Origin of the sequence: Sulfuriferula multivorans, assembly GCF_003851125.1 — a bacterium.
In the GTDB taxonomy this organism is placed as follows: Bacteria; Pseudomonadota; Gammaproteobacteria; order Burkholderiales; family Sulfuriferulaceae; genus Sulfuriferula; species Sulfuriferula multivorans.
Window position 1 is genome coordinate 38755 of sequence record NZ_BGOW01000011.1, and the last position, 8236, is coordinate 46990.

The 8236-nt window shown below is 53.1% G+C and carries 6 protein-coding genes; 2 read left to right on the forward strand and 4 right to left on the reverse strand.

Annotated elements, in window-relative coordinates; genetic code table 11:
- Nucleotide 1: 1 nt before the first annotated feature.
- From EI185_RS06440 to EI185_RS06455, 4 genes are all read right to left on the reverse strand, one after another.
- A complete protein-coding gene (locus EI185_RS06440) occupies nt 2–1441 on the reverse strand; it encodes a circularly permuted type 2 ATP-grasp protein (protein WP_189836313.1) in 1440 nt (479 codons plus the stop codon).
- A 403-nt stretch (nt 1442–1844) separates the two neighbouring features.
- A complete protein-coding gene (locus EI185_RS06445) occupies nt 1845–6095 on the reverse strand; it encodes a PAS domain S-box protein (RefSeq protein ID WP_124704311.1) in 4251 nt (1416 codons plus the stop codon).
- Nucleotides 6096–6372: 277 nt separating this feature from the next.
- Nucleotides 6373–6699, reverse strand: coding sequence for a hypothetical protein (locus EI185_RS06450; protein ID WP_124704312.1), 327 nt, complete (start codon nt 6697–6699; stop codon nt 6373–6375).
- A gap of 73 nt (nt 6700–6772) precedes the next feature.
- Nucleotides 6773–7057, reverse strand: coding sequence for an HU family DNA-binding protein (locus EI185_RS06455; protein WP_124704313.1), 285 nt, complete (start codon nt 7055–7057; stop codon nt 6773–6775).
- A gap of 243 nt (nt 7058–7300) precedes the next feature.
- Here EI185_RS06455 and EI185_RS17990 point away from each other — a divergent pair, with 243 nt between their 5' ends.
- Nucleotides 7301–7456, forward strand: a complete 156-nt coding sequence (locus EI185_RS17990) for a hypothetical protein (RefSeq protein WP_189836314.1) — start codon at nt 7301–7303, stop codon at nt 7454–7456.
- A 278-nt stretch (nt 7457–7734) separates the two neighbouring features.
- Nucleotides 7735–7857 (forward strand): hypothetical protein, encoded by a 123-nt coding sequence (locus EI185_RS18335; RefSeq protein WP_262982380.1) that lies wholly within the window; start codon nt 7735–7737, stop codon nt 7855–7857.
- The last annotated feature ends 379 nt before the right edge of the window (nt 7858–8236 follow it).

Sequence of the window (8236 nt, forward strand, 5' to 3'; positions counted from 1 at the left end):
TTTAATCCTCCAATATCCAGGTATCCTTGGTGCCACCGCCCTGGGATGAGTTGACGACCAGCGATCCCTCGGTCAATGCCACACGGGTGAGCCCTCCCGGCACCAGACGGATTTCCTTGCCGGACAGTACGAATGGGCGCAAATCCACGTGGCGTGGGGCGATACCGGCCTCTACCAGGGTAGGGCAGGTGGATAGCGCCAAAGTTGGTTGGGCGATAAAGCTGGCAGGGCTGGCCAGAATCCGTTCGCGGTATGCAACAATTTCATCGGGAGTGCTGGTCGGACCGACCAGCATGCCGTAGCCTCCCGAGCCTTGTACTTCTTTCACTACGAGCTCGGGCAAGTGGGCGAGCACGTATTTGAGATCTTCCGGTTCGCTCAGACGCCAGGTGGGTACGTTGGACAGAATGGGTTTTTCTCCCAGATAAAATTCGATCATGGCCGGCACATACAGGTAAGTTGACTTGTCATCGGCCACGCCAGTGCCGACAGCGTTGGCCAGTACTACCCCTCCACCGCGGTAAGCACTCATCAGACCGGGAACGCCCAGCATCGAATCGGGGCGGAAAACCAGCGGATCGAGAAAATCATCATCCACACGTCGATAAATGACGTGTATTTGCTGCGGACCCTCGGTGGTATGCATGTAGACCTTGCCTGCATGGACAAACAAATCCTTGCCTTCCACCAGTTCCACCCCCATTTGACTGGCGAGGAAAGCGTGTTCGAAGTAGGCGCTGTTGTTGGCTCCAGGTGTCATCACAACAATTACTGGTTGATCCACATTGGGGGGAGCCGCCTCGATCAGGGTGTCGAGCAGCATTTGCGGATAGTGGTCGACCGGGGCGACGGTATGGCTGGCAAACAGATCGGGAAACAGCCGCATCATGGTATTGCGGTTTTCCAGCATGTATGACACGCCAGAAGGCGTGCGCAGATTGTCTTCCAGTACATAAAAGTCGTTTTCTGCCACACGCACCAGATCAATGCCGGCAATGTGTGCATAGACCTGATTAGGCAAATCGATACCTTGCATTTCCGGCTGATACTGGCTGTTTTTCAGTATCTGATGGGCGGGAATCAAACCTGCTTTGATGATTTCCTGGCCGTGATAAATATCGTGTAAAAAAGCGTTAAGTGCGCGCACCCGCTGCTTCAGGCCGCGCGCCAGGAGACCCCATTCGCTGGCACTGAATATGCGTGGAATAACGTCGAACGGAATCAGGCGTTCAGCGCCTGCGTCCTGCCCATAAACGGCAAAGGTAATTCCCAGTCGACGAAACAGCACCTCGGCTTCGCGTTGTTTCAGAGATAGGGCTTCCAGAGGCATGGAAAATAGCTGACCAGTTACATCCCTGTATTGATCGCGCACTTCGCCTTCCGGGGAGAGCATTTCGTTGAATGCGGGCGGTTTAGACAATATGGTTGTAGATTCATGCATAGTCGTACTCTGCTCAGGCCGTGGATGCTCACGGCATTTCTATAAATCACATTGTTCTCTCTTGGTAACGCAAGCAATATGCCAGCTCAAGAATTGTTTTAATTTATTGTTTTTTAATGTTTTTGTAAGTTATTTATGTGATGAAGAGGATAGGGCGCTCTCTTCAGGTGCAGGTACGGCGGGGCAAGCACAGGTCCGGTGCGCTGTCTAAACTTCGTTATTGAACGAGCATCGGTGCTGCGTAGGTGGGACAGTTATTACTCACAGGAGATTATTCTGCGTGGTGAAGCCGGGACGGAGAGAGGCCGATCGGGGAAATTGGCGCTATGGGAGTATTAACCAGCAGAGAGGAGATTGTTTGGCATTGGACATTTTTTATCGGCCAATCGTCGATCGGTGAAACTCATAATTTGATCAATGCCAACTTTGCATTTTCAGCGAAGGCTGCAAACTGTGCTGCCGGCAACGGCTTGCTGTAAAAATAGCCCTGTACCTCATCGCAGCCCTGTGCGCTCAAGAACTCGAGTTGCTCGGCTGTCTCGACGCCTTCAGCAATGGTTTGCAGGCCCAGGCTTTTTGCCATGCTGATAATCGCCGCAACAATGGCTTTGTCTTCAAGGTCGGTACTGATGTCGCGTACAAAAGACTGGTCGATCTTGAGTTTGTATACCTTGAATTTTTTCAGGTAGCTCAGTGACGAATAGCCCGTGCCGAAATCATCTATCGACATGCGGATGCCGCGTTCATGCAACTTGTTCATCATCGCGATCGCTCCCGGCGGATCCTGCATCGCTACGCCTTCTGTCAGTTCCAGCTCCAGATATTGCGCAGGTAATTGTGCTTCATTGAGAATGTTCGTCACCAGATCGGGCAAGCCTGGGTGACGGAACTGCACTGCCGACAGATTGACTGAAATGATCATGGGCTCCTGGCCGTTGTCTATCCACTGTTTTAGCTGTTGTACAGCGGTACGCAGCACCCATTCTCCAATGGTTAAAATCAATCCGCTATCTTCAGCAGCGGGGATGAATTCCTCCGGTGAGATCATGCCAAATTCCGGATGTTGCCAGCGTAGCAAGGCTTCTGCGCCGGTGATATGCGGATCTCGCATGGACACTTGCGGCTGGTAATAAACCTGGAGTTGGTCTCGTTCCAATGCGTGGCGCAACGCATTGATCAATTGCAGATTGCGGGTCGTGCGCGCCTGCATTTCTGCGGTAAAGAAACAATATCCATTGCGGCCATCCTGTTTGGCGCGATACATGGCCGTATCGGCGCTTTTAGACAGTGTTTCCAGATCCACACCATCATAAGGATAGAGGGCGATGCCGATCGATGCGGTTATGACCAGGTCATATAGATTTATCAGGTAGGGCTCGGAGATGGCATGCAGTAACTTCTGCGCCACTTGCGCTGCGCCTACCGCATCACAACCCGGCAACATCAGAATAAATTCGTCACCACCCATGCGGGATGCCGTATCTTCTTCACGCAGAACCGATTGCAAGCGTCTGGCGGCTTCGATCAAAAAAGCATCGCCAATACTGTGACCAAGCGTGTCATTGATATCCTTGAAACGGTCAAGATCAATGAACATCAGCGCCAAATATCCGTTACTGCGCTTCGCCAGACTCAGCGCATATTTGAGATGTTCGGCCAGCTGGATGCGGTTGGGCAGGCCGGTGAGCACATCGAAATTGGCCAGATACTGAATACGTTCCTCGGCGTACTTTCGTTCGGTGATATCTTCCTTGATGCCCAGGTAGTGAGTGATCTGTCCTGAGTCTTCACGCATAGGCGAAATGTACACAGACTCGATGTATTCGGTGCCGTCCTTGCGCTTATTGAAGAGCTCTCCTTGCCAGCTTTCCCCGCGATTCAGACAATCCCACATGCTGTCGTAGGTTGTGCGCGGCGTCTTGCCGGATTTCAACAGGCGCGGGTTTTTTCCGATGACCTCGTCGGAGCTGTACCCGGTCGTTTTGACAAAGGCCGTGTTGACGTACTCAATCCTTGCATCGAGGTCAGTGATAAGGATGACGTTGGGGCTTTGCTCGACTGTCTGCGACAGCTTGCGCAACTGATCCTGCTCCCGCCTGCGTTCAGCCTCGTTGTCGAAGCGATCCAGCGCAAAGCCGATATCCATCGCCATTTCAACCAAAAGATCCTGAGCCGCCTTATCGAATGCATTGACTGTATCGGAATACAGAATGAATGCGCCCACAGCGACGCCGTTTCGATGCAATGGCAGCGAAGCCATGGCACGCCAGCCGAATTTTGCACCACCATTACGCCAGGCGGCGGTAGCGGGGTCCTGGTGAAAGTCCTGACACCAGTAAGGTTTGTTTCCACGCATGGCAGTACCGGTCGGGCCAAGTCCGCTTGGTTTATTCGCATCCACCGAGACTTCGATCCCTTCCAGAAATTCAATGCCGATACCGAATGAAGCCACTGGTTTGATCAGTTTGCTTGCTTCATCCAGCATGCCGATCCACGCCATTTTCATGCCGCCGAAAACGACCGCGTCACGGCAGACTTGTGGCAACAACTCTGCCTCGCAGGCACAGCGCACGATGGCCTGGTTGCATTGACTCAGTGCGGCGTACAGCTGGGTTAATCGCAGCACCTGGGCCTCGGCAAGCTTGCGTTCGGTGATGTCGCGTATGATCCCAAGCAGGTTGCCATCAGGCATTGTGGTGGCAGTCACCTCCGCCGCAAAGGTGGAACCGTCCTTGCGGCGAAGCCGCCACTCGCGCAGGTAATGGTTTTCGGTTTTGATCGCCTGCAACGCGGGTTCGATATACTGAATCTCGGCCTGAAAAACGATATCCGAGGCGTGCAAACCAATTAATTCGTCGCGTGTATAGCCGAGCATTCGGCACATGCTCTCATTGGCGTCGAGATAGTAACTCTCAGGATCGGCGATGACGATACCGCTTGGCGTATACTCGAACAGCAAACGGTAACGAGCCTCGCTTTCCTGTAGCGCAACCTCCGCCCGCTTGCGTTCGGTAATGACATTGGCCGACGGGACGAGAAACTCGACCTTGCCGGTCTCGTCGCGCAGCGGATGCAGGGAGAAATCAATGATGATGAACTGATTTTCAGCTGCGCGTACCTGCACGTCATAGCGCGAACTTTCACCCAAAGCGGCGCGTTCGATGGCGGCGCGCAGCTGTTGCTGAACAGACTCGGAGTAAGACCACCAGTAGGTGTGTTCAAACGGCTTTCCCAGTACATCGGCGGGTTTTAACCCGCCTGCTGCCAGCGCCAATCGGTTGGCTTCGATCAATGTCCCGTCTGTTGTCATCAGGCCCAGGAATGTTTCCGGGCCAAGTCCGTCAATCAGTTTACGCAGCCGTTCTTTACCCGCCTTCAACGCAGTTTCTGTTCGATGGTGGATGATGGCGATGGCAGCAGTATGCGTGGCGGTGTCGATGAGCCGCAGATGCTCGGGTTGCGGCAGGCCGGGCTGGCGGTAATACATCGCGAAGGTGCCGAGTACGCGTTGCTGCTTGTCGAAAATCGGCGTGGACCAGCAGGCGTGCAATCCGTGGGGCAACGCCGCCGCCTTGTAAGCAGCCCAAAGCGGATCGGTGGCAATTTCCGCCACGAACACTGCTTGCTTGCGGTAGGCGGCTGTGCCGCACGATCCGGCGCATGGTCCGATCGGTTGCCCATCCACCGCCGCCACAAATTCCGCCGGCAGGCTCGGCGCTGCGCCATGCCGAACGTGAATACCGTCCGCGTCGAGCAGAAGTATGGAACCCAGCATTCCCGGTGATTGTGCCTCGATCAGCCGCACCAGTGCGGTCAGCGTATCCGGCAAAGGGGTTCCGGTGGCGATCATCTCCAGGATCTGCTTCTGCCCGTCAAGCAGGGTTTCCATGTGTTTGCGCCGGGTGATGTCATGTGCAATTCCGAGAATCTGGTTTACTTGTCCATGCTCATCCCGGGTAAATGGGGTTTCCCGACTATGCAGCCAGTGCCAAACACCCTGTTTATCCCGGATGCGGTATTCGATAGAGCGGATTTCTTCATTCGAGGCATCTTTCCATGCGGCATGCTTTGCGGAGATAGCGGGCAAGTCGTCAGGGTGGAAAAGTTGAAGCACTTCGCTGCCCATTGCCTGCGCCTCTTCATGCGTATAGCCGAAGGCAGTAAGCCAGTGCCGGTTGACATAGATATTTTTCTGTTCTGGCAGATCGAAAATATAGACCGTGCCCGGTTCAGTTTCCAGAATCCGCTCAAGCATGTGCGTTTTATCTTGAAGCCTGGACTCAAGTTTTTTGCGCCGGCTGATGTCGCGCACACTGGAAAGAATGGCTCGTTCACCCAGGTAAATGATGGGGGAGGAATAGATTTCCACCTGCAGTTCGTTACCGTTTTTGCACCGGTGTATCCACTCGAACTGTTCGGCAGAGTCCAGGGCTTTATGCAGCCGGGGCAAGATTTCATCCCTCAGTTGCGGGGCAGCCAGGTCAGAAACATTCATCTGCATCAACTCATCTGTACTGTAGCCATATCGTAAGGTCGCAGTCAGATTTGCATTGAGTATCTGGCCAGTGGAATCAACTATAAAAATCGCATCGGAAATCGCATCGAAGATCATGCGGAAATCAGCATTTTTATCAGGCGGGGTATTTTTTCCCATATTCGATTCCGTTGAGATTATCGTGAGACCCTGAATTACTATAGCAAATACGGATTTGATTTGATTTGATTGGCAAATTTTGGCTATCAATTCACGCTAGCATCAAGTTTGAAGATGCTATTCGCCAGGCCGAGGACGCAAGCAGGTGCACCTCGTTTGTAGATAAGATGCGGGCGGGAATGAAGTGTGCTGCAATCTTGCCGTTGCGCTTGCGAATTGAAGGGGTGCCAACCAATAACAGTGCGTCGATAACCAATGCGGCAGTGGGTTCGCTGACTTACGCCTGCCAAACCCCATAGCCGGCCTCACGCAGGCCGATCGCCAACTCCACTTCCATGTCGCGAGCCCCCTCATAGGGCATCGGGTTGTAAACTTCGTAGAGATCCGGCAACAGGCGCAAGCCGAATTGTTTGACGTATCGATTGGACTGGATACCTGCCTTATGTTTGTCGAAGCGCACGTCGGGGTCCAATCCGGTCATGCCGACATAAACGCAGGGTTTGCCCGTGACATAACCGGGGTTGGATTTTTTGAAGCGGCCTTCGTAAAGAACGTCTTTCGACAGTTCGATCACATAGACGTGGTAGTGGTTACGGCGCCCCATGGTTGGGGGTCAGAGGACTTGTTTCACAGGCTCTGTTACAAGACCGGCGGGTGATCGCCGGTCTTTATGGTGATTACTTCTTGCTGCCGTTCACCGCTGCTTTCAGTGTGGCACCCGCCTTGAAGGCAGGCGCTTTCGATGCCTTGATCTTGAGCTCGGCGCCGGTAGCAGGATTGCGGCCGGTACGCGCTGCACGCTTGCGGACTTCAAATGTACCAAAGCCGACCAAGGCAACATTGTCGCCTTTCTTCAGCGTGGCAGTGACGATTTCGATCAGCGCAGCAATGTTACGGTCAGCGTCAGCCTTGGTGCTGCCAGTCTTGCCTGCCAAAGCGTCAATCAGTTCTTTACGGTTCATTTTGATAGCTCCCGGTTGTTGTGGTGAAAGTACCGGCATGGATTGTTGTTGAAATTTGGTTTACTTGCAAGGGTTAGCTGCGCGCCTGCCTCGTGCCAAAGGGGCGCTTCAGTTTGCGCTGCCCCACAACGATGACATCCTATGTTGGCTACCGTACAGTGTTTGAGGTGAGGCAGGAGTATTTTAAATTCTGGTCGACGCCGGATGCGACGCGACTGACAAACTATTTACCAGGAGACTGTCATGACTAAGCAAACCAAAGATCAGCATCAGAAACCGGGACAGACTCATCCTTCTCCTTTAGAAGAAGTGAACAAGCAAAAACAGAAGGCGGAAGAACGCGAGGTAGCTGGCCGGCATAAAAATGACGGTCAAAAAGATCACAAAGGCGCCCGTTAATGAGGACGTAACCACCGAAAAAAGGTGGCCAATATCCTTTTTTGTCAGCCATGACACGGTCACACTGATCGCTCATGCGGCGCCAGGCGGTTGAACATCCGTTCGGGACGGATGGGCGCAACGCATTCCACCATAGTAGATGCTTCCAGGTTCGCAGACTTCAAGCAGTGGCGGATCAACTGTTTTAATAAAAGGATGGATCATGAAAAAACTACTGCTGATCTTGAGCTTAATGGTGATTGGTCTGAGCGGTTGCTATGTTGTGCCTTACGGAGGCCATGATGATGGCTATCGGAGAGGACATGATCATCGTGATGATGGTGATCATCAGCGAGGTCGCGATGACCATGATGGTGGGTGGGGTGGAGAACATGGCGACTGAGATGGCTGTCATTGGGTAGCTGCCGCATCTAGAGCCAAGGTCTATCTTCGACAGGGTTTGAACAATTCGAAATGATGTCGTCTGAATGGCTGCTTCGAGAAGCGACGGACACATCCGACAGGCTCAAATCCGAATAGCAGAAATAACGACGCGAGACTTCGCATGATTCTCGAATAACTACCCCATGCCGAGATTGACGCTCCGACAGCAGCCTCCATCAACACAAGTCGAAGTAGACTACGGCGTAGACACATCTGCACGGGTGATGTTGATCGAGAATGGTGACCGGCTACCCACTATAAAATCGGGGGTATCCGCGATTTTGTGTAAACGGGAAATCGTTTAAAGCTGCGGCATGCGCTCATCGAACATGATCGTGAACCGATTTAACGCGGCCT